The 25,134-nt window shown below is 60.3% G+C and carries 25 protein-coding genes and 1 tRNA gene; 23 read left to right on the top strand and 3 right to left on the bottom strand.

Annotated elements, in window-relative coordinates:
- The first annotated feature begins 17 nt into the window (after positions 1-17).
- The 12 genes from AC1DKD_RS06250 (at position 18) to AC1DKD_RS06195 (ending at position 8,078) form a co-directional block, all read left to right on the top strand.
- Positions 18-641, top strand: coding sequence for a YchE family NAAT transporter (locus AC1DKD_RS06250; protein ID WP_035870676.1), 624 nt, complete (start codon positions 18-20; stop codon positions 639-641).
- Positions 638-1,291, top strand: coding sequence for an imidazole glycerol phosphate synthase subunit HisH (gene hisH, locus AC1DKD_RS06245; RefSeq protein WP_441628875.1), 654 nt, complete (start codon positions 638-640; stop codon positions 1,289-1,291). The genes AC1DKD_RS06250 and hisH overlap by 4 nt, the downstream gene beginning before the upstream one ends.
- An 89-nt stretch (positions 1,292-1,380) precedes the next feature.
- Entirely contained in the window at positions 1,381-2,127 is a 747-nt protein-coding gene (gene hisA, locus AC1DKD_RS06240) for a 1-(5-phosphoribosyl)-5-[(5-phosphoribosylamino)methylideneamino]imidazole-4-carboxamide isomerase (RefSeq protein ID WP_035870672.1), read from the top strand.
- A gap of 78 nt (positions 2,128-2,205) precedes the next feature.
- On the top strand, positions 2,206-2,976 hold the full coding sequence (hisF, locus tag AC1DKD_RS06235; protein ID WP_441628878.1) for an imidazole glycerol phosphate synthase subunit HisF: 771 nt from the start codon (positions 2,206-2,208) through the stop codon (positions 2,974-2,976).
- 15 nt (positions 2,977-2,991) lie between these two features.
- The gene (hisI, locus tag AC1DKD_RS06230) at positions 2,992-3,399 is read left to right on the top strand and encodes a phosphoribosyl-AMP cyclohydrolase (RefSeq protein ID WP_035870669.1); all 408 of its coding nucleotides are present in this window, start codon (positions 2,992-2,994) and stop codon (positions 3,397-3,399) included.
- Complete coding sequence (locus AC1DKD_RS06225; protein WP_477143100.1) at positions 3,396-3,776, top strand: phosphoribosyl-ATP diphosphatase; 381 nt, start codon at positions 3,396-3,398, stop codon at positions 3,774-3,776. The genes hisI and AC1DKD_RS06225 overlap by 4 nt, the downstream gene beginning before the upstream one ends.
- Before the next feature lie 94 nt (positions 3,777-3,870).
- Positions 3,871-4,245: a DUF4870 family protein gene (locus AC1DKD_RS06220; protein WP_035870665.1), complete on the top strand. Its 375-nt coding sequence runs from the start codon at positions 3,871-3,873 to the stop codon at positions 4,243-4,245.
- Between the two features lie 138 nt (positions 4,246-4,383).
- The gene (locus tag AC1DKD_RS06215; protein ID WP_441628882.1) at positions 4,384-4,740 is read left to right on the top strand and encodes a histidine triad nucleotide-binding protein; all 357 of its coding nucleotides are present in this window, start codon (positions 4,384-4,386) and stop codon (positions 4,738-4,740) included.
- A 149-nt stretch (positions 4,741-4,889) separates the two neighbouring features.
- Entirely contained in the window at positions 4,890-5,126 is a 237-nt protein-coding gene (gene tatA, locus AC1DKD_RS06210) for a Sec-independent protein translocase subunit TatA (protein ID WP_035870661.1), read from the top strand.
- Between the two features lie 175 nt (positions 5,127-5,301).
- Positions 5,302-5,811, top strand: a complete 510-nt coding sequence (tatB, locus tag AC1DKD_RS06205) for a Sec-independent protein translocase protein TatB (protein WP_035870659.1) — start codon at positions 5,302-5,304, stop codon at positions 5,809-5,811.
- Between the two features lie 130 nt (positions 5,812-5,941).
- On the top strand, positions 5,942-6,739 hold the full coding sequence (gene tatC, locus AC1DKD_RS06200) for a twin-arginine translocase subunit TatC (RefSeq protein WP_477143099.1): 798 nt from the start codon (positions 5,942-5,944) through the stop codon (positions 6,737-6,739).
- 247 nt (positions 6,740-6,986) lie between these two features.
- The gene (locus AC1DKD_RS06195; protein ID WP_477143098.1) at positions 6,987-8,078 is read left to right on the top strand and encodes a porin; all 1,092 of its coding nucleotides are present in this window, start codon (positions 6,987-6,989) and stop codon (positions 8,076-8,078) included.
- A gap of 526 nt (positions 8,079-8,604) precedes the next feature.
- On the opposite strand, the gene AC1DKD_RS06190 is transcribed toward AC1DKD_RS06195, so the two are convergent.
- Positions 8,605-9,798 carry a Do family serine endopeptidase gene (locus AC1DKD_RS06190; protein ID WP_441628889.1) on the bottom strand — a complete coding sequence of 398 codons (1,194 nt, stop codon included), beginning with the start codon at positions 9,796-9,798 and terminating at the stop codon, positions 8,605-8,607.
- Between the two features lie 19 nt (positions 9,799-9,817).
- Between AC1DKD_RS06190 and AC1DKD_RS06185 the strand changes: the two genes are divergently transcribed.
- Positions 9,818-10,564, top strand: coding sequence for a Nif3-like dinuclear metal center hexameric protein (locus AC1DKD_RS06185; RefSeq protein ID WP_477143097.1), 747 nt, complete (start codon positions 9,818-9,820; stop codon positions 10,562-10,564).
- Positions 10,565-10,608: 44 nt separating this feature from the next.
- Here AC1DKD_RS06185 and mscL read toward each other — a convergent pair whose 3' ends face one another.
- Entirely contained in the window at positions 10,609-11,043 is a 435-nt protein-coding gene (mscL, locus tag AC1DKD_RS06180) for a large conductance mechanosensitive channel protein MscL (RefSeq protein WP_441628893.1), read from the bottom strand.
- A gap of 211 nt (positions 11,044-11,254) precedes the next feature.
- On the opposite strand from mscL, the gene petA reads away from it, so the two are divergent.
- The 7 genes from petA to AC1DKD_RS06145 all read left to right on the top strand — a co-directional run bounded on the left by petA (position 11,255) and on the right by AC1DKD_RS06145 (position 16,616).
- Positions 11,255-11,872, top strand: a complete 618-nt coding sequence (gene petA / locus AC1DKD_RS06175) for a ubiquinol-cytochrome c reductase iron-sulfur subunit (RefSeq protein WP_441628895.1) — start codon at positions 11,255-11,257, stop codon at positions 11,870-11,872.
- Positions 11,873-11,874: 2 nt separating this feature from the next.
- Positions 11,875-13,278, top strand: a complete 1,404-nt coding sequence (locus AC1DKD_RS06170; protein ID WP_477143096.1) for a cytochrome b — start codon at positions 11,875-11,877, stop codon at positions 13,276-13,278.
- Between the two features lie 37 nt (positions 13,279-13,315).
- Complete coding sequence (locus AC1DKD_RS06165; RefSeq protein ID WP_035870644.1) at positions 13,316-14,059, top strand: cytochrome c1; 744 nt, start codon at positions 13,316-13,318, stop codon at positions 14,057-14,059.
- A gap of 260 nt (positions 14,060-14,319) precedes the next feature.
- Positions 14,320-14,931 carry a glutathione S-transferase N-terminal domain-containing protein gene (locus AC1DKD_RS06160; protein WP_035870642.1) on the top strand — a complete coding sequence of 204 codons (612 nt, stop codon included), beginning with the start codon at positions 14,320-14,322 and terminating at the stop codon, positions 14,929-14,931.
- A 58-nt stretch (positions 14,932-14,989) separates the two neighbouring features.
- On the top strand, positions 14,990-15,487 hold the full coding sequence (locus AC1DKD_RS06155) for a ClpXP protease specificity-enhancing factor (RefSeq protein ID WP_035870639.1): 498 nt from the start codon (positions 14,990-14,992) through the stop codon (positions 15,485-15,487).
- 61 nt (positions 15,488-15,548) lie between these two features.
- A tRNA-Thr gene (locus tag AC1DKD_RS06150) sits at positions 15,549-15,624 on the top strand.
- 218 nt (positions 15,625-15,842) lie between these two features.
- Positions 15,843-16,616 (top strand): hypothetical protein, encoded by a 774-nt coding sequence (locus tag AC1DKD_RS06145; protein WP_477143095.1) that lies wholly within the window; start codon positions 15,843-15,845, stop codon positions 16,614-16,616.
- A gap of 189 nt (positions 16,617-16,805) precedes the next feature.
- Here AC1DKD_RS06145 and AC1DKD_RS06140 read toward each other — a convergent pair whose 3' ends face one another.
- Entirely contained in the window at positions 16,806-17,753 is a 948-nt protein-coding gene (locus tag AC1DKD_RS06140) for a ribbon-helix-helix domain-containing protein (protein ID WP_477143094.1), read from the bottom strand.
- Positions 17,754-18,556: 803 nt separating this feature from the next.
- On the opposite strand from AC1DKD_RS06140, the gene AC1DKD_RS06135 reads away from it, so the two are divergent.
- From AC1DKD_RS06135 to AC1DKD_RS06125, 3 genes are all read left to right on the top strand, one after another.
- Positions 18,557-19,732, top strand: a complete 1,176-nt coding sequence (locus tag AC1DKD_RS06135) for a hypothetical protein (RefSeq protein WP_477143093.1) — start codon at positions 18,557-18,559, stop codon at positions 19,730-19,732.
- A 180-nt stretch (positions 19,733-19,912) separates the two neighbouring features.
- Positions 19,913-21,232 carry a hypothetical protein gene (locus AC1DKD_RS06130; RefSeq protein ID WP_477143092.1) on the top strand — a complete coding sequence of 440 codons (1,320 nt, stop codon included), beginning with the start codon at positions 19,913-19,915 and terminating at the stop codon, positions 21,230-21,232.
- A gap of 119 nt (positions 21,233-21,351) precedes the next feature.
- On the top strand, positions 21,352-24,972 hold the full coding sequence (locus AC1DKD_RS06125) for an AAA family ATPase (protein ID WP_477143091.1): 3,621 nt from the start codon (positions 21,352-21,354) through the stop codon (positions 24,970-24,972).
- The last annotated feature ends 162 nt before the right edge of the window (positions 24,973-25,134 follow it).

Genomic DNA, 25,134 nt, shown 5'->3' with positions numbered 1-25,134 from the left:
GACATTCGCCCAACCCGATGGATACGCTTAAGTCGTTCATTTCGCTGCTGGCGCTGATCAACCCGATCGGGGCGATTCCGTTCTTCATCAGCCTGACCACCCAGCAGACTGAAGAAGAAAAGCGGCATACCATCAAGATCGCGTCGATCTCGGTGGCGACGGTGGTAGGCATCTCCGCCTTGCTGGGCCAGCAGATCATCGAGTTCTTCAATATCTCGGTGGCCTCGCTGCAGGTGGGCGGGGGCCTCATCATGATCATGATGGCCATGAACATGCTGAACGCGCAGACTGGCCGCACCAAGGCGACGCCCGAGGAAGAGGACGAGGCGGAAGCCAAGGCCAGTATCGCGGTAGTGCCGCTGGCGCTGCCCTTGCTGACCGGACCTGGTTCGATCAGCACGGTGATCGTCTATGCCGGCAAGACCCAGCACTGGTACCAGTTGCTGATTCTGGTCGGGATCGGGATCGCGCTTGGCGCAGTGGTATATATAGTGTTCCGCGCCGCGGACCCGATCGCGCGCGTGATCGGGCGCACCGGCATCAATATCGGCACGCGCCTGATGGGGCTGATCCTGTCGGCGCTGGCCGTAGAATTCATTGTGGACGGGCTGAAGACATTGTTGCCTGTTTTGAAATCATGACTACCATAGCAATTGTGGATTACGGCATGGGCAACCTGCGCTCGGTRGCGCAGGCSTTGCGYGCCGCGGCRCCGGAAGCGGAYGTSCAGGTGGTGGACCAGCCGGAGGCGATCCGCGCGGCGGACCGCGTGGTGCTGCCAGGCCAGGGTGCGATGCCCGACTGCATGAGCGCACTGGGCGCCTCGGGCCTGCAACAGGCCGTGATCGAGGCCGCCGCTAGCAAGCCGATGCTGGGAGTGTGCGTTGGCGAACAGATGCTGTTCGACTTCAGCAAGGAAAGTAGAACGGACGGTGGCCGTACGCCCTGCCTGGGCCTCTTGCCCGGCGAGGTGATCCGCTTCGAACTGGAAGGCATGACCCAGCCGGACGGTTCGCGCTACAAGGTGCCGCAGATGGGCTGGAACCGCGTGAAGCAAACGCGCCCCCATCCGCTGTGGGCTGGCATCCCCGATGAAAGCTGGTTCTATTTCGTGCACAGCTACTACGTGCATGCGGAGGATCCGGCGCATATTGCCGGCGAAACGGAATATGGCGCCTTATTTACGAGCGCGGTGGCGCGCGATAATATTTTTGCCACGCAGTTCCACCCGGAAAAGAGCGCCGCCATGGGCTTGCAGCTGTACCGGAACTTCGTGCACTGGAATCCCTGAACGTCGATAGTGGCTTTTTTGGGACAGGGCTGACCGGCTACGCTGGCTAGTTCAACTTTCTCTTTCACTCAAACACGCTCGTCACACTTATGTTGCTCATTCCGGCCATCGACCTGAAGGACGGTCAATGTGTACGCCTTAAACAAGGCGACATGGACCAGGCCACCGTCTTTTCCGAAGATCCCGCCGCCATGGCACGTCACTGGGTGGAGCAGGGCGCACGGCGCCTGCACCTGGTCGACCTCAATGGTGCGTTCGTGGGCAAGCCCCGCAATGAAGCTGCCATCAAGGCCATCATCGCCGAGGTGGGCGATGAGATCCCGATCCAGCTCGGCGGCGGCATCCGCGACCTGAACACCATCGAGCGCTGGCTCGACGGCGGCCTGTCGTACGTCATCATCGGCACAGCGGCGGTCAAGAACCCCGGGTTCCTCAAGGACGCCTGCACGGCGTTCGGCGGCCACATCATCGTCGGCCTGGATGCCCGTGAAGGCAAGGTCGCCACGGATGGCTGGAGCAAGCTGACCGGCCACGAGGTTGCCGACCTCGCGCGCAAGTACGAGGACTACGGCGTGGAAGCCATCATCTACACCGACATCGGCCGCGACGGCATGCTGCAGGGCATCAACATCGATGCCACCGTCAAACTGGCGCAGTCGGCAACGATCCCGGTGATCGCCAGCGGCGGGCTGCACAACCTCACCGATATCGAACGCCTGTGCAGCGTGCAAAAGGACGGCGTCGAGGGCGTCATCTGCGGCCGCGCAATCTATTCGGGCGATCTCAATTTCGCCGAAGCCCAGGCGCTTGCCGACAAGCTCGGCGCCGAGCAGTAAGACAACGCGCCTTGCGCGCGACAATTGCAGCCACCGGCGCCCCCGCAAGGGCAGGCGCCGTGGCGGGCAAGGAATCTCATGCTAGCCAAACGTATCATCCCCTGCCTCGACGTGACCAACGGGCGGGTGGTCAAGGGTGTCAACTTCGTCGAATTGCGTGACGCTGGCGATCCGGTCGAGATCGCCCGCCGCTATGACGAGCAGGGCGCCGATGAAATCACTTTTCTCGACATCACCGCGACCAGCGACGGGCGCGACCTGATCCTGCACATCATCGAGGCGGTCGCCTCCCAGGTCTTTATCCCGCTGACGGTGGGCGGCGGCGTGCGCGCCGTGGAAGACGTGCGGCGCCTGCTCAATGCCGGCGCGGACAAGATCAGCGTCAATTCCGCGGCCATCGCCAACCCGCAACTGGTGTCGGACGCCACGGCGCGCTACGGCTCGCAGTGCATTGTCGTCGCGATCGACGCCAAACGCAGTTCCGCGCCAGGCGAGCCGGCACGCTGGGAGGTCTTCACCCATGGCGGGCGCAAGGCCACCGGGCTGGACGCCGTGGCATGGGCGCGCGAGATGGCCGCCCGCGGCGCGGGCGAACTGCTGCTCACCAGCATGGACCGCGACGGCACCAAGAGCGGCTTCGATCTCGAACTCACCCGTGCCGTCAGCGATGCGGTATCCATCCCGGTGATCGCCTCGGGCGGCGTGGGCGGACTGCAGGACCTGGCCGACGGCATCAAGCTGGGCCACGCCGATGCGGTGCTGGCCGCCAGCATCTTCCACTACGGCCAGCACACCGTTGGCGAAGCAAAAGCATTCATGGCCCGCGAGGGCATTCCGGTGCGGATCTGAACACGGCAAACCGACATGGCAAAGAAGTGGCTCAACAAGGTTAAGTGGGACGACAACGGCCTGGTGCCGGTGATTGTCCAGGAAGTCGGCTCGAACGACGTGCTGATGTTCGCGTTCATGAACCGCGAGGCGCTGCAGCGCACCGTGGAGATCGGCGAGGCCGTGTTCTGGTCGCGCTCGCGCAAGCGCTTGTGGCACAAGGGCGAGGAATCCGGCCACGTGCAAAAGGTGCATGAAATCCGCCTCGACTGCGACGAAGACGTGGTCTTGCTCAAGGTCACGCAGAACGACGGCATCGCCTGCCATACCGGGCGCCACTCCTGCTTCTTCCAGAAGTTTGATGGCGACGCCGACAACGGTGACTGGCAGACCGTGGAGCCCGTGCTCAAGGATCCGTCCACCATTTACGCAGCCAAGCCATGAGCGACGAACAGTTGAGCAGCGCCGATATGCTTGCCCGCCTGGCCAGCGTGCTGGAATCGCGCAAGCCCGAGAACGGCGGCGATCCGGATAAGTCCTATGTGGCGCGCCTGTTTCACAAGGGCGACGACGCGATCCTGAAGAAGATCGGCGAGGAAGCCACCGAAACCGTGATGGCCGCCAAGGATGCCCGCGCGGCGGGGCTGAGCCAGGAGTCGGTCTCCAAGGTGGTGTACGAGGTGGCCGATCTCTGGTTCCATAGCATGGTGCTTCTGTCCCGCTTCGGCATGCAGCCGGCCGACGTGGTCAACGAACTGGCCCGCCGCGAAGGTCTGTCCGGCCTGGAAGAAAAAGCCCGGCRCAAGGCCGACGGCAGCTGAATCCCGCACTAGCCGGCCTGGCCGGCGAGGCGCATCTGGACAGGACGGGCAGGGTATGGGACAGCCACCAGCAGCCACCAGGAGCAAGCACGAGATGGGAGAGGTGATCACCACGGACCACGACCGGCTTGCCAGCCTGCGCAAGCTGACGCACATTCTTTATGCGTTGTACGCCATTTTCTGGCTGACCGGCGGCATTACCGCGCTGATTGCCATCGTGATTGGCTACGTCAAGCGCGACGACACCCAGGGCACGCTCTACGCCTCGCACTTTGCCTGGCAGATACGGTCCTTCTGGTGGTCGGTGGCGTGGGCGATCCTCGGCGGCATGCTGTTTGTCACAGTGTTCCTGATACCCCTGGCTTTTGCCGTGTGGGGCGTATTGTCCTTATGGATGTTGTATCGTATCGTCAAGGGCTGGCTCTACCTGAACGACAGTAAGCCGATGTACCCGGATCAGCGTTTTTGATAGCCAGCGGACCGGTGGCGGTCCGGCCAAGGCGGTCCGGACATGCCTGAAAGGCAGGCGGATGGCCGGCAAGGCTGCCCGCCTGCACTGACATCGCGGCAAAAGTGCACCTGATTTGCTGCGCGCAATGAAATTTTCATGAATCCACAGCAAAATTGCCTCTTCTGCCGGATCGTGGCCGGTCAGCTTCCGTCGCGCAAAGTTTACGAAGATGACGAAATGCTGGCTTTCCACGATATCCACCCGAAAGCCCCGGTACACTTCCTGCTCATTCCCAAGTTGCATGTCGATTCGCTGGCCGATTGCGGACCCGGTGAAAGCGCGGTGCTTGCTAAAATGATGTTGAAGGTGCCGGAGTTGGCGCGCGCGGCRGGCTGTGGCAACGGTTTCCGGACGGTTATCAATACCGGTCCGGATGGCGGGCAGGAGGTGTATCACCTCCATCTGCACGTGCTTGGCGGTCCGCGTGACCAGTGGAAGGTGCAGCTGCCGTAAAGACCTGGCAGCCAACCCATGCAGGACCGAAGGCCGCGCGGCCTCCGGTCAGATGCCGTGCCGGCAACCGTCGCCCGGCACGGCCTTCAGTGACGGAACAACGAGCCGGGGTGGCATGGCGCCGCCCCCGGCTTCATCAGGAGCAGAAAATGGGTTCGTTTAGCATTTGGCACTGGCTCATCGTGCTGGTGATCGTCATGCTGGTCTTTGGCACCAAGAAGCTGCGCAACATCGGCCAGGATCTGGGCGGTGCCGTGAAAGGCTTCAAGGATGGCATGAAGGACGCCAACGGAAATCCGGTTGACGCACCGGCCGCGCCCTCCAAGGAACTGCGCGACGCCACCACCATCGACGTCGAAGCCAAGGAAAAGTCGCGCCAGCAGTGAGCGCGCGTCAACTCTTGTCAGCACGCCTGATGCCTTTCTTCCTGGCAGCAATGCCAAGCCGGCCATGCCCGCCGCGCCGCGCCCGTCCGCGTGACGGCTTGTGCGCGAGCCCGGGCGGCCGTTGCGGCGGCCCGGCCGTTCGCCGTGGCCGCAGCTTATTCCTTCCGAACCTCGCATGATCGATCTTGGCATTTCAAAGCTTGCACTGATCGGCGCGGTGGCGCTGGTGGTGATCGGTCCCGAGCGGCTGCCGAAGGTGGCGCGCACGGTCGGCGCACTGGTCGGCCGCGCGCAGCGCTATATCAATGATGTGAAGGCGGAAGTCAGCCGCGAGGTCGAACTCGACGAATTGCGCAAGATGCGCACGGAATTCGAGGACGCCGCGCGCGATGTCGAGCGCACCATCCACAAGGAAGTGCACGAGCACACCCAGTCCCTGAACGATGCGCTGACCGGTACGGATTCCAGCGTGCACGACGGGGCCAGCCAGGGCAGCGGCTACGTGCCATCCTGGGACACGGCGCACAAGGTCCATAACGGCCGCAAGAGCTGGCGCGTCAAGCAAGGTGCGCGGCCCGTGTGGTACAAGCGCCAGCACAATGTACGCGTGTGGGCGCAATCCGGCGCCGCGCGTGTCAAGCGCCACCGTCCCGCCACAGGCCCCGCCCGCTCATTCTTCGAGTGAGCATGATGGAGCCTGTCCACACGCCGCTACCCGGCCGGCCGTCGCTGTCGTGCGTTCCGACTTGCGCGCCGTGCCGTTGTATCGCCAATGATTTCTCGATGCCAGCCAGCCCGGCTGAGCGGTCCACGCCATGAGCGACTCCCGTTCCCAAGATCCCCAAGACCCGCAAGACGAAGCGCAGCAGGAAACCTTCATCTCTCACCTGGTGGAGCTGCGCTCGCGTATCGTCAAGGCGGCGTCAGGCGTGATCCTGGTGTTCCTCGGCCTGATCTACTGGGCGCCGAACATCTTCAACCTGTTCGCCCGGCCTTTGATGGAATCGCTGCCCAAGGGCGGCAAGATGATCGTCACCGATGTCACCGGCTCGTTCTTCGTGCCCATGAAGGTCACGCTGCTGGTGGCTTTCCTGATTGCGCTGYCCTGGGTGCTCTACCAGGTCTGGCAGTTCGTTGCGCCCGGCTTGTACCAGCATGAGAAGCGATTGATCGTCCCGCTGGTGAGCAGTAGCTACATTCTGTTTATCTGCGGCGTGGCGTTTGCCTATTTCCTGGTGTTCCCCACGGTGTTCCATTTCATGGCGCACTACAACGCGCCGCTGGGGGCGGAGATGTCGACCGACATCGATAAATACCTCAGCTTCGCCATGACCATGTTCCTGGCCTTCGGCATCACCTTCGAGGTGCCGGTGGTGGTGATCGTGCTGGTGCGCTTTGGTGTGGTCGAACTGGAAAAGCTCAAGCAGATCCGCCCCTACGTGATCGTGGGCGCTTTCGTGATTGCCGCCGTGGTGACGCCGCCGGATGTGTTGTCCCAACTGTTGCTGGCGGTACCCCTGGTCGCGCTATATGAACTAGGGCTGATCATGGCCCGATTCACCGCGCGGCCGGTTGCGGCGGACGCTCCGGCCAGCGAAGCGCAGCCGGACTAACTGTAGCGACCGCTAGCTTAAGGGAAAGCTCGGAGACGCGACTTTTGCACCAAAATGGGGAAAGTCGCCCCTCGTGCTGTTGCGACATCACAACAAAATCCGTCCGTATCCATGGTTTACGACGAAAAAGCCTTCTGGCGGCCGGGGGGGCTGACCCATAATACGCAACAGACGTGAAGGTAAATGCGTCGCCCAAGCACTTGGGCAAGCCAAGATTTCCCAATCAGTTGACAAGGAAAGTGTCGATATGAAGATGAAACTGTTTGCAGCCGCTGTAGCTGCCCTGGCCGCTGGTGGTGCGTATGCCCAATCGAGCGTGACCCTGTACGGCGTGGTTGACGCTGGTATTGAATACAACAACAAGTCGTCGACGAACGCACTCGGCACCAACGGTAACAACCTGTGGGCCATGCAGTCGGGTAACCAATCCGGTTCGCGTTGGGGCCTGCGTGGCGTCGAAGATCTGGGCGGCGGTCTGAAGGGTATCTTCGTCCTGGAAAGCGGCTTCAACGTTGACACCGGTACTTCGGCTCAAGGTGGCCGTCTGTTCGGTCGTAACGCCTATGTTGGTCTGCAAAGCCAGTACGGCGCGCTGACCCTGGGCCGTCAACAGACCACCCTGTATGATTTCGCGCTGGTCTATGACCCGATGGCGATCTCGACCCGTTACTCGAGCACTTCGCAAGAATCCGCATTCGCCAGCCGTGCTGACAACGCTGCGAAGTACACCGGCACGTTCGGTGGCCTGACCGTTAGCGCCCTGTACAGCTTCACCAACAGCGGCAACGAAACCGCTGGTAACTTCACCAACGGCCGCGAATACGGTTTCCTGGCAAGCTACGCTGCTGGCCCGTTCGCAATTGGTGCTGCTTATGACCAAACGAACGGCACTGGCGCAGCAAGCGCTCAGCTGACCCGCCGCGCTACCGTTGCTGGTACCTACGCTTTCGGCCCGGCCAAGCTGTACGCTGGCTACCGTTATGCCAAGGCTTACAACGGCGCCAACCTGGTTGGTWCGCCGACCGTGGCTAACACCGCATCGAACCTGGGCTGGTTTGGCGTGGGCTATCAGCTGACGCCGGCTCTGTCGCTGTCGGGCGCTGCTTACTACCAGAACCTGCGTGAGTCGTCGGCTAACCCGTGGCAATTCGTCACGACGGCTGACTACGCACTGTCGAAGCGCACCGACGTGTACGCAACGGCTTCGTATGTCCTGAACAACGGCAGCAAGTCGCGTCTGGGCGTGAATGGCTTCAACGACCTGTCGGGCCAGACCCAGTTCGTCCAAGCTGGTGCGAACCAGTTCGGCGCTGTGGTTGGTGTTCGTCACAAGTTCTAATTTAGTGCGGGCGTAAGCTCGCTCTAGATTGGCTTGAACGCTAAACGCCGGCATCCGCAAGGATGCCGGCGTTTTGTTTTTGGCGGCTGGCACTCGGCGATAGTGCGCAATGGCAATGGGGTGCTCGCCACATGGTGCTTCCGCGTAGTGGCGCGGCATCGTTTAACCGTGTCCCGCGGCGGCGCAATCAGTCTCGCTCGTTGATCTCCAGCTCGCGGAGCGCCGGCTGGCGATGGGTAGTCAGGTCCTTGCGCTGCCAATGCATGCGCCGCCACCGCTAGTCCCGTCCCAATCCCTCAATCACGGCAACTCCGATCGCACGATTGCGGGCAGATGTCTCCGCTATGGCCCGGGTATGCTGATCGTCAGACAAGCTTCCTGGTCCGGCAGGCCATCAATCCGGTCGCCTGGCGCAGCGCCGGGTACGCTCGCGCCAAGCCGACCCGTACTTCCCCGACAACAAAAACCCCGCCACAAAGGGCGGGGTCTGGAGAAGCAGCGTGCTGTCCGGGGATTCCGTGCTGACTTACTCTTCCTCGTCCAGCGGCAGCGCGCGGCGCGGCGGTGGCGGCCGCTTGCCGATCATCACCGTCAGTTCGGTCGGCTTGCCACGACGCACCACCCTCATCTTCACCTCCGCGCCAGGTTTGAGTTGGGCGATGGCGTTGAGCAGGGCGGTGGTGTCGCTAATGCCTTGCCCATCCACCGAGACCAGCACATCGCCCGGCTTCACGCCCGCCTTGTCGGCCGGGCCGCCCTGGACCACGGCTGCGATCAGCGCGCCTTCCTTGGCGTCGAGGCCGAACGACTCGGCGATCTCGGGTGTCATGTCCTGCGGCTCTACGCCAATCCAGCCGCGCGTCACCGAACCGGTCGAGATGATCGATTCCATCACCTGCTTGGCGGTGGAAACGGGAATGGCGAAGCCAATGCCCAGCGAGCCGCCCGAGCGGGAATAGATGGCCGTGTTGACACCCAGCAGGTTGCCCTGGGCATCGACCAGTGCGCCGCCCGARTTGCCRGGGTTGATCGCCGCGTCGGTCTGGATGAAGTTCTCGAASGTGTTGATGCCCAGGTGGCTGCGGCCCAGCGCCGASACGATGCCCATGGTGACGGTCTGGCCGACGCCAAAGGGATTGCCGATGGCCAGCACCACATCGCCTACCTTGACGTTTTCAATGCGCCCCAGCGTGATCGCCGGCAGGTCCTTGAGCGTGATCTTCAGCACGGCCAGGTCGGTTTCCGGGTCCGAGCCGACCACCTTGGCGTTGGCCTTGCGGCCGTCGGTCAGCGCCACCTCGATCTCATCGGCGCCGTCCACCACGTGGTGGTTGGTTAGAATATAACCTTCCGCGCTGACGATGACGCCCGAGCCCAGGCTGGACACCGGCTCCTGGCGTTCCGGCAGGCGGTCGCCAAAAAAGAAACGGAACCAGGGGTCTTCTGCCTGCGGATTAGGCGTGTGCTTGCTGCCGTTCTTGCTGGTAAAGATATTCACCACTGCCGGCATCGCCTGCTGGGCCGCCTCGCTGTACGAGCCCGGCGCCGAAGAGCCGGCCACGCTGGGGACGACCTCCTTCAGCGCGACAATGGGCGAACCGGATTGCACTGCGACCCGGCCGCGCTGCAGCCATTCGGGTTTGAGTGTGGCCACGACGAACCACACTGCCAGCACGACGGTGACAGCCTGGGCAAAGAACAGCCAAAAGCGGCGCAACATATTGGAGTTTGGGCAGAAAATGAAAATAAAAGATCTTGAATTGTACTTGAACGACCTGCTTCAAGTCCCCCGATACAAGGACTATTGCCCGAACGGATGGCAAGTGCAAGGCCGGGCGGAAATCGAGCATATCGTGACAGGCGTGACCGCAAGCCTGGCCCTGGTCGAAGCCGCCATCGAGGCTGGCGCCGATGCCATCCTGGTCCACCACGGTTATTTCTGGAAAAACGAAGACGCCCGTGTCATCGGACAAAAACACGCACGCCTGAAACGCCTGCTGGGCGCCGATGTGAACCTGCTCGCCTATCACCTGCCGCTGGATAACCACCCCGAATTCGGCAATAACGCCCAGCTCGGCCTGCAACTCGGGTTTACGCCCACCGGCCGCTTCGGCGACGACCAGCTCGGGTGGACCGGGACCTTGCCACAACCCATGCCGCTCGCCGCGCTGGMCGCGCACGYAGGCGGCGTGCTCGCGCGCGAGCCGCTGGCCATTGGCGATCCCGAGCAACTGATTCGCACGGTGGGATGGTGCACGGGCGGTGCGCAGGGCTATTTCGACGCGGCCGTGGCGGCGGGCGTGGACGCTTACCTGAGCGGCGAGATTTCGGAGCAGACCACGCACCTCGCACGCGAGAGCGGGGTTGCCTATCTGGCGGCCGGGCACCACGCTACGGAGCGTTATGGTATCCAGTCCCTGGGCGAGCACCTGGTGCAGCAATTCGGGCTGCGCCACACCTTCATCGATATTCCCAACCCGGTCTGAAACGCGGCCCCGGCCATGGGCCGGGCGGGCCGCGGCGCGTTGGCTTAAGTCTGGCGCGCCTTCAGGCTGTCGCGGATCTCGCGCAGCAGCACCACGTCTTCCGGCGTGGCGGCGGGCGCTTCGGGCTTGGGCTCTTCAGCACGCACCTTATTGATCGCCCGCACCATCATGAAGATGATAAAGGCCAGAATCACGAAATTGACCAGGATGGTCAGGAAGTTGCCATAGGCAAAAACCGGCACGCCCGCTTTTTTCAGCGCGTCGAGCGTATGCGGGATGCCCGCTGGCGGCTCGGATAGCGCTACGAAAAGATTGGAGAAATCCAGTTTTCCGATAATCCGGCCAACGACCGGCATGATCAGGTCATTCACAACCGACTCGACAATTTTGCCGAAAGACGCGCCGATAATCACACCGACGGCCAGGTCGATCACGTTGCCACGCATTGCGAAGGTCTTGAATTCCGACATCATCCCCATGCTTTTCTCCCAGTGTTGCTTTCGTTGAACGGTCGTCAGGATAAAAGCCTGCCGTATCACCGCCCGTAACGCAAGCGTACAAGCCACATCGCCGATGTTTGGCCGATTATCGTACGCGGGTGAGCCACTGTCCGCCTTTCAATGCCACATGTGCCTAAGGTACAATTTACGGTTGACACAAAATCTAATTTGACATCCCCTGGGGTTTGGAATGAGTGACCAGCAAAACGTGAAGAACGTGGATAAGGGTCGCCGCAATTGGTTGATTGCGACGTCTGTCGCTGGCGGCATCGGAGGCGTGGCGGTAGCTGTTCCGTTCGTCAGTACGTTTGCGCCGTCAGAGAAGGCAAAGGCCGCCGGAGCACCGGTAGAAGCCGACATCAGCGCGCTCAAGCCGGGCGAGATGATGACCGTTGAATGGCGCGGCAAACCGGTCTGGATCCTGAAGCGCACCGAGGAAATGCTCTCGTCGCTGAAGAAGACAGATTCCGAGGTGGCCGACCCCAACTCGGATGTCCCCTTCACCATGCCGACGCCGGAATACTGCAAGAACGAAACCCGTTCGCGCGCAGACCACAAGGACCTGCTGGTCGTGGTAGGCATCTGCTCCCACCTTGGTTGCTCCCCCTCAGGTCCCTTCGGCGCCGGTTCCAACCCGCAACTCGGCTCCGACCCCGGATTCCTCTGCCCCTGCCACGGTTCGACCTTCGACCTGGCTGGCCGCGTGTTCAAGAACAAGCCGGCCCCGCAAAACCTCGACGTACCCCCATACCAGTTCCTGTCCGACACCAAGATCGTGATCGGCAAGGATGAAAAAGGAGACGCTTGACCATGGCGGCCGAAAAACAAGTAAAGACGACCGGCTTGCTTGGCTGGATCGACGCGCGCTTCCCCGCAACCCAACTCTGGGAAGATCACCTTTCCAAGTACTACGCACCGAAGAACTTCAACTTCTGGTACTTCTTCGGCTCGCTGGCCCTGCTGGTGCTGGTGATCCAGATCGTGACCGGCATCTTCCTGGTGATGAACTACAAGCCGGACGGCAYGCTCAACGCCGCCGGCATTCCCGTGGCTTACGCCAGCGTGGAATACATCATGCGCGAAGTGCCCTGGGGCTGGCTGGTGCGCTACATGCACTCCACCGGCGCCTCGGCCTTCTTCGTGGTGGTGTACCTGCATATGTTCCGTGGCCTGCTGTACGGTTCCTACCGCAAGCCGCGTGAGCTGGTCTGGGTCTTCGGCTGCCTGATCTTCCTGTGCCTGATGGCAGAGGCCTTCATGGGCTACCTGCTGCCSTGGGGCCAGATGTCSTACTGGGGCGCCCAGGTGATCGTGAACCTGTTCTCCGCCATCCCCGTGATCGGCCAGGACCTGTCCCTGTTCATCCGCGGCGACTACGTCGTGAGCGACGCCACGCTGAACCGCTTCTTCTCCTTCCACGTCATCGCCGTGCCGCTGGTGCTGCTGGGCCTGGTGGTCGCGCACATCATCGCGCTGCACGAAGTGGGCTCGAACAACCCGGACGGCGTCGAGATCAAGGCCAAGAAGGACGAGAACGGAATCCCGCTGGACGGCATCCCCTTCCACCCGTACTACTCGGTGCATGACCTGATGGGTGTGGGCGGCTTCCTGATGATCTTCTCCGCGGTGATCTTCTTCTTCCCGGAGGTGGGCGGCTACTTCCTGGAGTCGAACAACTTCTTCCCGGCCGATCCGCTCAAGACCCCGCCGCACATCGCGCCGGTCTGGTACTTCACGCCGTTCTACTCGATGCTGCGTGCCACCACCTCGAACTTCCTGCCCATCCTGTGGGTGTTCTTCGCGGTGCTGCTCGGCATGGTGTTCCTGCGCAGCAAGGATGCCCGCATCAAGGTTGGCGCGCTCGCCATCGCCGTGATCCTGGCTGTGGGCTTCTACTTCATCGACGCCAAGTTCTGGGGCGTGCTGGTGATGGGCGGCTCGGTGGTGATCCTGTTCTTCCTGCCGTGGCTCGACCACTCGCCGGTGAAGTCGATCCGCTATCGCCCGTCCTTCCACAAGAGCATCCTCGTCGTTTTCGTGGTGGTGTTCATCGTGCTCGGCTACCTGGGCGTACAGCCCCCGTCGCCGGTGGGTGAAAAGGTGTCGCAGCTGGGTACCCTGCTGTACTTCGCCTTCTTCCTGACCATGCCGCTGTGGAGCCGTGTCGGCCAGTTCAAGCAAGTGCCGGAACGCGTGACGTTCCACCCGCACTGAGCCCGGACGAAACCCGACAAGAGCACAAGGACACAAGATGAAAAAGCTGCTTTCGATTCTCGCGCTGGCCGGCGCCTGCTTTGCCGCCGCGCCCGCCATGGCCAGCGAAGGGGGCTACCCCCTCGAGCCGGCGCCCGTGCAGACCAGCGATCTCTCCTCGCTGCAGCGCGGCGCCAAGCTGTTCGTCAACTACTGCCTGAACTGTCATGGCGCGTCGATGATGCGGTACAACCGCCTCAAGGACATCGGCCTGACCGACGACCAGATTCGCCAGAACCTGCTGTTCTCTGGCGACAAGGTCGGCGACATGATGACCATCGCCATGCAGCCGAAGGAAGCCAAGGCCTTCTTCGGCGCCCAGCCGCCGGACCTGTCGGTGATCGCCCGCGCCCGCGGCGACGACTGGCTGTACACCTACCTGCGTACCTTCTACCGTGACGACAACCGCGCCACGGGCTGGAACAACCTGGTGTTCCCGAGCGTCGGCATGCCGCACGTGCTGTGGGAACTGCAAGGCCAGCGCACCGCCAAGTTCGTCGAAGCCGAAGAGCATGGCGAGAAGGTCCACAAATTCGCCGGTTTCGAGCAGGTCACGCCGGGCAAGATGAGCACGCTCGAGTACGACCAGGCCGTGACCGACCTGGTCGGGTTCCTGGACTGGATGGCCGAGCCGGCCCAGAACCAGCGCAAGCGCCTGGGCGTCTGGGTGCTGATGTTCCTGGGTGTGTTCACCGTCTTCGCCTGGCGCCTGAACGCCTCGTACTGGAAGGACATCAAGTAATTCGCGGTAAAGCCCGGAAAGCCTGACGGTTCGATGGGAATGGGGCTGGAGCGGACGTTGCGCCAAGAGCAACACCGCCCCGGCCCTTTTTGCTTTGGATGCCGAGACGGGGTTGATGGGCGCAATGTGCCTCAAAGTGCGCTTAAACCTGTCGGGCTCATGTTTATATGTGCCCCATGCATCTCTAATTTGCTTTCTACATATCGGTTCTGCCAGAATACCGATCCAGTCAATCGACCCCGCATCAAAGGAATCCAACCATGATGGTGTTGTATTCGGGCACCACCTGCCCGTTCTCCCAGCGTTGCCGCCTCGTCCTGTTCGAAAAGGGCATGGATTTCGAGATCCGTGACGTCGACCTGTTCAACAAGCCGGAAGACATTTCGGTGATGAACCCCTACGGCCAGGTGCCCATCCTGGTCGAGCGCGACCTGATTCTGTACGAATCGAACATCATCAACGAGTACATCGACGAGCGTTTCCCGCACCCGCAGCTGATGCCGGCTGATCCGGTGCAGCGTGCCCGTGCGCGCCTGTTCCTGTTCAACTTCGAAAAGGAACTGTTCACGCACGTCTACGCGCTCGAAAACGAAAAGGGCAAGGCCGCCGAGAAGAACCACGAGCGCGCCCGGGCCGCCATCCGCGACCGCCTGACCCAGCTCGCGCCGATCTTCGTCAAGAACAAGTACATGCTCGGCGAAGAGTTCTCGATGCTCGACGTCGCCATCGCTCCGCTGCTGTGGCGCCTGGACCATTACGGCATCGAACTGTCGAAGAACGCCGCACCGCTGCTCAAGTACGCCGAGCGCATTTTCAGCCGCCCGGCCTACATCGAAGCGCTCACCCCGTCCGAAAAGGTGATGCGCCGCTAAACCGGCCCGGCCCGAAGCCAACCGCTTCGGGCCACCGGACTGCGCCACTGGAAGCACAATGCCTGAAACCTCCACCAAGCCCTACCTGATCCGTGCCATTTACGAGTGGTGCACGGACAACGGCTTCACGCCGTATATCGCCGTCTTCGTCGACGCCAACACCAGCGTGCCGCGCGAGTTCGTCAAGAACAACGAAATCGTGCTCAACGTCAGCTTCGACGCCACCAGCGGCCTGGACATGGGCAACGAGTGGATCGGCTTCAGCGCCCGCTTTGGCGGCATCTCGCGCAAGATCGACGTGCCCGTCGAAAACGTCCTCGCCATCTACGCCCGCGAGAACGGGCAGGGCATGGCCTTCCCCGTGGAACGTAGCGTCCCCGAAACCCAGGCCGGCACGGAACGCGAGAACAACCCGCCGCCCAAGCTGTCGTCGGTCGAAAGCGAGGCTCCGGTCACAGTAGACGCCGGCGACGACCACGATGGTGACGACGAACCCACGCCGCCGCCCGTATCCCGCATCGGTGCCAAGAAGCCCTCGTTGAAGGTGGTGAAGTAAGCGCAGGAACCCATCGTCAATTTGCGCCGCATGCAGTAGAATCGCGGTCTGCACCAAACATGCCGGCTTAGCTCATCAGGTAGAGCAGTTGATTTGTAATCATCAGGTGGCGGGTTCGAGTCCTGCAGCCGGCACCAATAAAATCAAAGGGTTACGAGCGATTCGCTTGTAACCCTTTGTGCATTCTGCGGCCCATGTAACCGCCATGTAACCCAATTGGATCCCCATCGATCCATCTGGAACCATCTCCCGCCTGCGCGCCGCCTTAGTGCCTCATTTTCCCGTGTGGCACATCGGTCTCGCACGATAGAATCCTTCCCAGATTAGTACCACCGCATCAAAGGGGAACGAGATCGTGTCGCAAGCAAGTACGCCACAAGAACGCGTCGCTGCCGCAAGGCAGCTTTATGCCGTCTTGAAAATGTATCTCGATCGGTCAACCTGGACGCCGGCGGAAGGGGCCCTTGTCCTGTCGGGCCTCCATGCACCGGCAGGGTGTTCGGAACTCCCTCGCGAGGCGACGGGCCTTGACGRCAAGCCTTTCAAAGGGGACGTCATCGACCGTCACACCAAGGCTCGCGAAATCATGCGGCTATGGGACTGGTCCTGCGACGATGAGGAAAGCGGCACCGTTGCGCCGACGCAACTTGCACCCCATGAGTTTCTCGCGTGGTGTCAGGACGTGGAGATCGAGACGGAATGGATGCGGCTCATCTTTGAGGTCATCGGCCGTGGCAAGGTGCAATCAGATCAACCGGACCTGATTCCGCTTGCTGTTGCGGAATACGCGGCCCAGTCAGCTGAGACGATCAGCGCAATCCAGGCCCTTGCAGGGCAGGTTTCAAGCGATTCATCAGTGAGTGTCCCGGCACCGAAGGCAGTGGAAAAGAGCGCGCCGCGCGTTCCGATGCCGATTCCGGCAAACCGGGATCACGTATCCACGGAAGAGTTGGCAGCCATTCTGGCGATCGATCCTCAATCGATTCGCAAGCGCTACTCCTTGGATGGGAGCTATCTTGGCATCCGGCCGACGAAGCTTCCCAATCGTCGATTGTATTGGCCGGTCGCGGATGTAAAACAATTGCTGAACGGCAGCCGCCGCGACCTTGCCGAGCCAGGCGCCAAATAGCCGTTCGGCTCGTATAGGGCGAGGGGGGCGTGGGGTTTCCCGTTCTGACTGGCCAATTTGCGGACGCCTGTGGGTGCAGTCCAGGTGGCGTTCAGCCGATGTGCCGAGCGCCGCTGGCCATGCCCAGACATCCCAATGCCGCCGGTCAGTTGGAGCTATTTCCAGCACCGGCCGTTCAGGGCCGTGAGATCAAAAATCCACTGGCCGGCCGAGCCTAGATTCTGCCGGCGCACCGGGCATGCCGTATCTGGCGGCGAGTTCGATTAGCCTCTCCAGCGCCTCGGTACGAGATACGCCAAGCCCTTTGGCTAGCTTGTCCAGACTTTTGATGGTTGCGTCAGGCAGAACAAAATTCCGCTGGCGGATTTTATTTTTTTCCAGTTTCTCGCGGTATTTTCTCTGGCTCCAGAGCTTTTTGATATGGCCGACGTGATTTTGCTTTTCATAATCAGAAACCTGAAGCGAATCAAAATAGCATTTCAGTCCAACGCCACCCGGGTATTTTCTGAATTCCTGGCCAATGACTGGATCCAGTTGAATTGAATCCAGTAGCGTGTATTGCATTCGGGCATCAAGAACTTGCCATGCAAAATCGCATCGCCCGGGTTCGTCATCGTCACTAAACCAATTCAGATAAGACGTATCCCGCAAATGCCGAAGCCACGATTGATGAAGTCTGGTGAGATAGTTTTGTTTGTCAAGCAAAGAGGCTAGGACAAGATCAATCAGGCAAATAAAATAATCGCGCTTGCTAAAGCGTGCCTCGGCGTCTGGGATTCTAATTCTCAACAAATTGTGGATGTAGTCAATCAGCCAGCAGAGTTGCCGATTATCGGTGCCTACCCAATCAAAATCCTCCGTTTGATTAAAAAATCTTCCGGCATGCAACGTCTGGATAGCCGCGGCTTGCTGCCTCAGCAATTGTTCAAGCTCAATATCGCTATCGCCATCCAAAATCAGTGATTTGGCATGGACGATGGATTCAACTRGCGACGCACCCGGCCTCATCAGCAGGACAGGACGGCCAGGGAAAAAATACTTCAGCCACRCCCAAAGCCACCGTCTCTCTCGCGGGGAAGGCTCCCYTCCCCAGTGTACCGTAATCAGCCCTAATGCCCCACGCGTTTCGATAGTCATAATCTATTAAATGGCTTGCTTGATAAGGGATCATACCGGACTTATGCAGGAATAACTCAAGAAGGATCAAAGAGTCATTAAAGTGTCAATCAAGACGAAAACATGATGATCTCTAGATGTTTTCAAGCGGTCAGAATGGAATGGATACGATGTCTTTACAGCCCTTTATGGAAAGCGACAACAAATACGGTACTGAATTCCACAGGTGTGATCTGGCTTACAGGTTCAGTAACGGGGCTGTGGATGCCGATATGAGGCGGCAGATCATCGGGGCAATGCCGCCCCGGCCGGGGCCTTCTCCGTCGCGCCATTCGGCGACGACGAAATCCGGGATCGATACCCCGGGACCGTCGCCATGGCGGAACCACTGGAAGACGAAGCTCAGGGGAGCCAGGGGACGAGTCGCGCTTGCGGTTGCCGCCAGGTGAATTTCCGGCCGCCCATTCATCCGGATAACTCGGTATTCAGGCGAGTTCGAAAAATTGTGAATATCCTTGGGGAACCTCTCGGTATACACGGTGTTTCAGTACGTAAATCAGTTTGCTGTGCAGGTATTGCCTTACTGCCCTTCTAATTTAAGATATGCATGATTTAGAAGGGATGAGATAACCATTATCTAGATGATTGAATGGTGATCCTGAAGTGTCTGACTAAGGCGTCCCTATCCCTTGGCTAGGGACTGCGCTGAGGGAAAGTGTCTTCCATTGACAATTATCATTCATCGTTGCTAGATAATGTTCAGCTGGGGCGCTGTTTTTTACAGCAATGATGAATCACCTGAGAGAAACAATCACAGGTGAAACATGCAAGCAGACTATTTCATTCAGGATAATCAGAGGGCAACAGCAGCCAGCATTTATCCACGATTTTGGGAGGTTGGTGAATATGGCCTCGTTATCAACGAATTTTTATCTTTTCTGCGGGTAGCTCTGGCAACGGAGCGATTGCCATTTGAAATCCATCACACAGGTGCGATCAGGTACGCTTCGCCCAACATGGTCATTGTTCATGATTCATATTCACTGGACTATTATTTCCATGCGATGCGGGATTTGATGGGCGTAGTGATGCCGGGGTATGCCTACAGTCCGCTCTTGGATCTCTTTCGTACATGTTTCCAGCAGCAGCCTTGGCTGCGCCATTGCGCATTCCGCAACCCCAGTGCGCATATGTCGGCCGTATCGAAGCTAGAGGCGGAGGTGTTCAACGACTTCGTGCAAGCGCTTCGTACCCAGGCGCGGCAGCAGAACACATGGGCGCAAATGCGGAAGTGGAAGAGCGACACGGAATGCAGCCAGGCTGAATCCATTGGCGAATACGTACCGAAGTTGCTCAGGGGAGGGGATCGACTGGAGCCGATCCGGCAGGATTTCCAGTATCAGGAGAAGGTCTTTGCACTCGCTGACGCCATGCCATACGGTCAATGGGGCGTGGCTGATTCCGGTCAGTGGGCATATGTACCCGCCCGCGCTGACTGGCCATCAGACAACCCAGAGTCACGTGCGCGAATTGATACCCGTGTCGCGATGCAGGATCGCGCACGGTTTTTCGCCAATGTCTACCGCGATGCGGACAGGCAGATCTTGCAATACATGCGCGGCTACATCACCAAGATGGAGCGCGGGACGAACGGTGCCAATCACTTCCACTGCTGCTTCTTCGTCGACGCCAACCGGCCAAAGAACTTCACGACGGATGCTGTGATTGCCGCTCTCACTCGACGGTGGTCAAGGGCCACCGACGGACGGGGCTTTGTGTTCAATTGCCATAAGCCGGATTACCGTTTGCCATTGAAACGGCAGGGGCGGTGGGTGTTGGACCCTCTCGCGGGACATAACGAGCGCCAAGTGACACGATTGACGGACTACCTGGTCGGTTACTTTGCTCACGAGAAGGATCAATCCCTCCATGTCAAGCCGACAGCCAGATCGCGGGCATTGACGATGGCAGTGGGGAGGGCGTCAACTGGTGGTGCATAAAGGCTAAAACTCCACGCCCCACTTGCGCCATCACTGCCGGCTGGTAAGAACTGTCCGTGTCGAATCAGAAAGGCATTGACGTCGGGCTTTGCCAGGGCGGTCCACTGCCTCTGGGAGGGCAGAGAGCGGCGAAAAGCGGAAGTTCGTTGATGTCCATCTTTGGGCAATATGCTACCGTACATGCCGGAATCCGCCGAAAAAGATGGCAAGGAGAGACGATTGGTTCGGGTCATTGAGATTGACATCGGTCAACTTGGCGTGCGATTGCCGCGCGGAGAAGTCGGAATGGTCATTGCGCAGCCATATGTGGACTTCGTCCATTTGGAACCGTTCCCGCTCCTGCCCGAACTGAGGGATGCCGCGCTAGCGGGCATCGACGCCACGCTCGCCGTGGCCCTCAAATGCGCGCACGGCGCTGAGAGGACTCACTTCACTATCTTTCCCGAATGCACGCTGCCTGGCCTGGCCGGCTTCGACCGCATTACGGCCGCGATGGCTGATGGCAGTTGGCCGACAGGCACCGTCGTCATTGGAGGGCTCGAAGGCCTGACAAGGACGCAATTCGGCGAACTAGTTCAGCGGCCGGGCACGACCTACGACGAAGTAGGGAGTTCGTTGGACCGCGTCCGGGAGGACCAATGGGTCAACTGCTGCGTGACATGGGCCAAGCTTGRGTCTGGTGAAGTCCGATGCTGGATTCAGACCAAGATTGAGCCTGCGGGAGTCGAGCTTCAGGTGAACCATCAGTCCATGTTCAAGGGGCAATCCGTCTTCTTGTTCAAGGGTAAGTATGTTGACACCCACGCGCCATATCAGTTTGCGACCCTCATTTGCTATGACTGGATTGGAGTCCGAGACCAACGCCGCGTTTGGGAGTGGCTTCTGCAGGACATCGAGCAGACCGCAGCCGCAAAGGAAGCACAGTTGCCGCTCACATGGCTGTTTGTTGCGCAATGCAATCCGGGACCGTCGCATGCGTCCTTTATGAGTCAGATTCAGCCGTTCTTCAATCCGGTGCAGTTCCCCGGGGTCCTTCGTGAGGGCACCTGTTTAGTCATGGCGAACGTGGCTGGAAATGCGGCTCCGGGGATGGCAAAGCAATACGGCCAGACGGCGGTCATCTTCGCGACCGATAGGTTCATGAAGCCGGAGAGTATGCCCACGTACTGCGCCGGTGGCGAGTTCCAGCGACCTGGTAACCCTCTGGAGAACTTCAAGGATGCGGTGTTCCGAGAACGCGGCGCCTGCATCCACTCGTTCCGTCAACTGAACCCTTCAGGCCTGCCACCGGGCGCGGCCGGCAAGCGATTTGCGCTCGCCGACGCCACCGTGCACCCATTTCCAGGAACCAAGGACCCGCGGACTCCGGCTGGGCTTGTTCCTGCAGTCGTGAAGTGGATTAACGACGAACTCGACGACTCCGAAAAGTCGTTGGAGGCCAAATACCCCGGTTTACCGCTGGCCGGCGCTGATGCGGACTCTGTTCGACCAAGCCGCTGAGCCGACCGAGGAACTCAACTTCACAGACCCTACCAGCGCAGTCATTCGGATCGGCTACCAAGACTTTCTCAAGGCATACCAAGATGCCGTCAACGAAGAGGCACTGAGAGAGGCAATCGATGCTGCAATCTCCTGAGGCCCTCGGCCTTCCTTCAGAGCTCCGCGACACGCTGTCGCAGCTCGTGCCCGGAACGACCTTCACAGAGGAAGTCCTCCGCGAAGATTGCTTACCGCTGCTCTTGATGCTACGCAGCCATGCGGTCACAGCATTTGCGGTTGGTGATGAGGCCGACTACGAGCCGCTGTACGAGGCGTTCAAGAAGCACTACCTCAAGCGAACCTCAGAGTGGTCGACGAAGGATGTGTCGTTCGTCTTCTGCCTTCCGGCGGGAATCACCGTTCACGAGTCCTTCTGCTCGCGCGTCGAAGTCGATGTGTACTTTTGCAGAAAGTATGTCGTTCAGCTTGACCACGACCTGGCCGGCAGCCTAGCGAGGTTGCCCTTCCTCCCGCTGGCGCCAATTACGCCTGGGGTACAAACGCGACCTCCTTCTGCCCAGACGTTGCTTCGACAGCGCAACATGAAGGCGGAACTGGCCAAGGCCTTAGTCGTGCCCGCAAAGAGCAGCGCGAGCGTGATTCTTAGTGCCTGTCTTGAAGGCACGTACGGCGCGCCTGACAAGGTTGCAGGGGTGTCCGCAGAGGCATCCTCGGAGCCCACGGCCGAAGAGCGAGTGCAGGCCACCCTCAAGTCAATTTCCATCCAGAACTTCCGGGCCTATCGAACGAAGAAGGAGTTCGCGCTCGGCTCATCTGTCACCGTCCTCTACGGTCCCAACGGATTTGGCAAGACATCGTTCTTCGACGCCATTGACTTTGCCGTTACTGGCGGAGTCGGCCGGCTTGCTAAGGCTAGCGGAGGCTTGGCTAGGGCTGCGAAGCATCTGGACAGTGATGGCGAGTCGACCGTCGTGACCCTCACGCTCGAGCGTGATGGCAAGCAGCACGTCATCACCCGCAACTTGGCGGAACACAACAACGCGCAGGTGGATGGAAAGGTCACCTCGAGGAAGGATGTATTGAGCCTTCTGACTGGTGGGGCCTCGGCCGCAGCCGACCGCGTGGACAACATGGTGGCTCTGTTCCGAGCCACTCACTTGTTCAGCCAGGACAGCCAAGAGCTCACCCGAGGCGTTGCGGAAAATTGCGAACTGCCCGCGGACATCGTGTCCCGAATGCTCGCATTCGAAGACTATGTAAGCGGCTTGAAGAAGGCCGAGGAGGTACTGAAGCTAGCGCGCCAGAAGCTCGCTGAAGCGCGCAAGCAAGCCCAAGGCGCTCGTAGCTCCATCGACGCCGAAAGGGAGGACTTGAAGCGGCTTGAAGGCCTTGCCTCCGTGGACACGTCGCCGGAGGCGCTCGATGCTCGGTTCACCGAGTTGGAGCAAGCGATCTCGGCCTCAGGGTTCAACATGTCAGGCATCAGCCCTCACGATACGAGAGCTCTTCGTGCGATGCTGGAATCGTCTGCGGCTGAAGCGGTGAGCTGGCGGGCGACGGTGTCCAAGGCCCTTGAGCACGTCGCGAACTTGAAGATGCTGCGTGGGCAGCTCGAACCAATGCGCACGCAAGTCGAGGAGCGTAAGGCCCTGGTCGAACAGGCTGAGGTCAGTGCCAATACGGCGTCGGAGCGCCTCGGTACGCTTACGAGCGAACTTGCTCAGTTCAAGACGCAGGAACAGGTAGCGCGGTACCAACGGGATTGGCTAGTTTGGGCTGCCTCGGTTCAGCCGGAATATGCGCAACTGACTGTACAGAGTCAGGCGCTCACCGAAGGTCTATCTACGCTCACGCAGACCCTCAACCAGCAGAGGGACGTCCAGTCCAAAGCGCTGAGTGCCCGGCAGGATACGGCAGCGACGCTTCAGCGCCTTGATGCCGCCTCGAAGACCGCGAGAGACTCAATGTCTCGCGTCCAGTGGGTCGAAAAACAGGCTGACCTATGGGTTCAGGCAGAGCCCAGATTGATAGCCGCGCAGGCCCTTGAGGCAAAGTTGCAGGGCTCATCCGAGACGAAGCGCGCGCGGCTGGGCGAGGCGCAGCAGGCAGTGTTGGCGCAGGAACTTCTTGTCGCTCGAGTGGAGCGCGAACTCAATTCAGCCAGGAGCAACGACACCACTCTGAAAGAGCTGATTGCCGAGCTCCGCACGCACGTGGATGGCGCGACTTGCTTGCTATGCGGTCACGACCATGGGAGCCAACACGCGCTACTGGCTGCAATCGACCGGCGGATGGAACAAGGTGACCTCATCGTTCGACTTAGTGAGAAGCTGGCTACTGAGCGGGCAAAGCTGCAGACACAGGTCGCTGCGCGACAAGCCCTGTCCGACGATCTAAGCCAGGAAGACCAACAGCTGGGGCAAGCCAAAACCGAGCATGAGCAACTCGAGCGGCAGCGGACGACCTACGAAACGGCRCTGAGTTCGGTTGGACTGTCTCTATCGAACGATACGGCTCAACAGCTTGCGCAGATGAGCACACAGGTGCGTGAGGCGGAGATGCTTGCTGTGAGCGCCGTCAACAGTGCGCGGCAACTGCTGGCTGCGGCAGACGCTGCACTTGCCTCCGCTCAAGATGGCTACCAAACATTGGAGCGCGAACGCCAGGCCTCGACGACCGCGCTAGAAGCGGCGAAGCGCCGGCTGGACGAGCTTCTTGCCGAGGCGAATCGTGGGACGGTCAATCTCCCGGCTGGCCTGCAGGCTTTGACCGAGGCGCTGCGAGACGCGGAGGCGCGGCTAGTCCAGGCAAGTTTATCCGTTCAAACTGCAAGCACCGCGCTGGACACCCAGAAGGCAGTTAACGCAGGGGCGAAGGCAAACCTTACTGCGGCGCGAAGCAGCCACCAGCAGGCAGGTCAGATATGGAACACCCACCAGACCAACGTGCAGTCCGTGGTTGCCGCGCTAACAGCCGCGGGGCTTGACAGCGATGTTCCTGATGAAGAATTGCATCAGAGAATTCAGGCGGCGACCGCACGCGAAGTGACAGCGCTCGGCTTGCGTGACCGCGTCGCCGAACTCGAAGTGGCCGTGGATACGGCAGCGACCTCCGCCGCCTTCCAAAACATGCGCGACCGAATTCTGGCCAGTGAAAAGCTGGTGGAGCAGGCTGACGAGCTCGCTCAGAAGGTCGAGCCTTGGGTGGCGTACTTCGAGGACGTCACGAAGCTACTAGACCGCCAGCAGGCGGTCGCGACCGAGCACTTCATCACCGAGTACGGACCTAGGACTGCGGTGATTCAGCAGCGGCTGCGACCCGTCTACGGGTTCGGCGAAATTGAAGTGTCGAGCAAGGACTCAGCCATCGGCATCCGAGTTCACCGAAAGGGCCAGGAGTTGCGGCCTACCGACTACTTCAGTCAATCGCAGGTGCAGACGCTCGTCCTTGGACTGTTCTTGACCGCCTGCAGTTCTCAGACCTGGTCTGGGTTCTCGTCCATCATGATGGACGACCCTGTGACACACTTCGATGACCTGAACACGTACGCGCTGCTGGACCTGATATCGGGGCTTCAGGGCTCGTCGGAAGGTGAGCGACAGTTCGTTATCTCCACATGCGACGCGAAGCTGCTGCAGTTGGCGCGCCAGAAGTTCAGGCACATGGGCGCCGCAGCGAAGTTCTATAGGTTCTCGGCCATCGGGGCCGAAGGGCCGATGGTGAATGAGATTCCTGCCTGACGCAGTTCACCCGGTACGAGCGTTCCTGTCACCGGCTCCGACGCGGTGCTACGCTCGCGACTCATATTTGACATGCCGAGCGGAACTTCTGGAGGGAGGGCTCGCGAACTGTAGGACGCGCTTGGTGGTGCTTCTGTAGCTCGCTAGAAACGGCCATCTGAA

This window comes from Cupriavidus sp. 05T313 (genome assembly GCF_056396665.1).
Note: the sequence above shows the minus strand (reverse complement) of the source record. Positions and strands in the feature narration are given on the sequence as shown.

Excerpts from the sequence above, each read along its gene's own strand:
- AC1DKD_RS06250 (WP_035870676.1), top strand. The coding sequence starts at position 18 with ATGGATACGCTTAAGTCGTTCATTTCGCTGCTGGCGCTGATCAACCCG.
- hisA (WP_035870672.1), top strand. The coding sequence starts at position 1,381 with ATGTTGCTCATTCCGGCCATCGACCTGAAGGACGGTCAATGTGTACGC.
- hisF (WP_441628878.1), top strand. The coding sequence starts at position 2,206 with ATGCTAGCCAAACGTATCATCCCCTGCCTCGACGTGACCAACGGGCGG.
- hisI (WP_035870669.1), top strand. The coding sequence starts at position 2,992 with ATGGCAAAGAAGTGGCTCAACAAGGTTAAGTGGGACGACAACGGCCTG.
- AC1DKD_RS06220 (WP_035870665.1), top strand. The coding sequence starts at position 3,871 with ATGGGAGAGGTGATCACCACGGACCACGACCGGCTTGCCAGCCTGCGC.
- tatA (WP_035870661.1), top strand. The coding sequence starts at position 4,890 with ATGGGTTCGTTTAGCATTTGGCACTGGCTCATCGTGCTGGTGATCGTC.
- tatB (WP_035870659.1), top strand. The coding sequence starts at position 5,302 with ATGATCGATCTTGGCATTTCAAAGCTTGCACTGATCGGCGCGGTGGCG.
- mscL (WP_441628893.1), bottom strand. The coding sequence starts at position 11,043 with ATGGGGATGATGTCGGAATTCAAGACCTTCGCAATGCGTGGCAACGTG.
- petA (WP_441628895.1), top strand. The coding sequence starts at position 11,255 with ATGAGTGACCAGCAAAACGTGAAGAACGTGGATAAGGGTCGCCGCAAT.
- AC1DKD_RS06165 (WP_035870644.1), top strand. The coding sequence starts at position 13,316 with ATGAAAAAGCTGCTTTCGATTCTCGCGCTGGCCGGCGCCTGCTTTGCC.
- AC1DKD_RS06160 (WP_035870642.1), top strand. The coding sequence starts at position 14,320 with ATGATGGTGTTGTATTCGGGCACCACCTGCCCGTTCTCCCAGCGTTGC.
- AC1DKD_RS06155 (WP_035870639.1), top strand. The coding sequence starts at position 14,990 with ATGCCTGAAACCTCCACCAAGCCCTACCTGATCCGTGCCATTTACGAG.
- AC1DKD_RS06135 (WP_477143093.1), top strand. The coding sequence starts at position 18,557 with ATGCAAGCAGACTATTTCATTCAGGATAATCAGAGGGCAACAGCAGCC.